We start from the raw sequence: 1,235 nt of genomic DNA on the forward strand, positions 1-1,235 counted from the left end.
GCCGGTGTAGGCCTTGCGCAGCTCGGCCATGCGCCCGCCTTCGAGGTAGAAGTCGCGGTCGGGCATGCCCAGGCCGCCCTGTACCAGGTAGGGCGCGACGCGGTCGGGCTGCAGCAGGTCCACCGAGACCCACAGGCCGAACATGCGGTCGGTGTAGAAGTCGGTGGCGTTGAGCAGGTCGACGTCGGCCCGCAGGTCGCCGCCTAGCGCACGGGCCAGCGCGGCCTTGTCGCCGATCCCGGCGATGGCCCGCAGCGACGGCTGCAGCGGCGCCAGGCCGCGGGCCTCGATGCCGGCCTCGTCCATGAACGCAGCGTAGTAATCGCCGATGCGGCGGGCGCCGGCGTCGGTGGCGCTGCCGGCCTCCTCGAGGATGGCGCGGGTGCCGGCCAGGGTCTTTTCGGCGATGACGTGGAAGCTGCCGTGGCTGGAGCGGTCGGCCGGGATCTCGGTGTTCTTCACCCAGGTGCCGTTGGCGTAGCCGAAGAAGTCATCGCCCGGGGCGATGCTGCGGTCCATGCCGGCCGCATCGAAGCCGAAGCTGCCCAGTTGCGGGGTGGCGGCAGGCTGGCTGGCAGCGGCCGGCGCGTCCTGGGCCGTGGCGGCGGGTTCGCGGTTGCAGCCGGTGGTGGCCAGGGCGGCGCCGATCATCAGGGGCAGGAGCAGGTGTCTGGGTGTCATGGTGGTTTCCACGCAGGGCCGGGGAGCCGTGCCGGCGGCACGGGAGTTGCACGTATGGTCGACCCCGGCGCGGCGCGTGGCACTAGTGCAAAGGTCATGCTTCACGCGCCCGGTCCGCTTGGGGCATGCTGGGGCCCAGGGGGAACGGCAACGGCGCAGGTGGGGAACGGGCGCGCGTGCGCTATGCGACCCCGGCAGTCTGTCCATTCGCGGGGAACCACCATTGCTTCGTAAACGCCCGTGCCGATGACGCCTGGCACTCCAGCGCTGCCGATGATGCAGGCGATGGCAAGGTCGCTCCGGGCGGTGGCCGGGTTCGGGCTGCTGCTGGCGATCCTGCTGGCCGGCTTTTTGGCCGTGATCCTGTGGCATGACCTCAGCAACCGCCTGGATGCGGCGCAGCGCCAGAGCCAGGCGCTGGTGACCGGCGTTGACCGCCTGCTGCAGTCGGAACTGGCCACCGTCGAGCGTGCCCTGGAAGGCATAGCCAGCGACGGCCGGCGCCTGTTCGACCGGGTGCCCGAAGACGCCCCGTCGCTGCTGCAGGCGTCCAT

General features: G+C 71.4%; 1 protein-coding gene and 1 pseudogene. One reads left to right on the plus strand and one right to left on the minus strand.

Going from position 1 to position 1,235, the window contains the following annotated elements; all coding sequences use genetic code 11:
• Positions 1 to 681, minus strand: a pseudogene (locus N7367_RS19335) (M13 family metallopeptidase N-terminal domain-containing protein); the annotation flags it as partial.
• 285 nt (positions 682 to 966) lie between these two features.
• Between N7367_RS19335 and N7367_RS19340 the strand changes: the two are divergent.
• A partial coding sequence (locus N7367_RS19340) for a hypothetical protein (protein WP_279943033.1) occupies positions 967 to 1,235 on the plus strand: 269 nt, incomplete at its 3' end.

Source organism: Stenotrophomonas sp. GD04145 (genome assembly GCF_029835135.1).
Taxonomy (GTDB): domain Bacteria; phylum Pseudomonadota; class Gammaproteobacteria; order Xanthomonadales; family Xanthomonadaceae; genus Stenotrophomonas; species Stenotrophomonas maltophilia_P.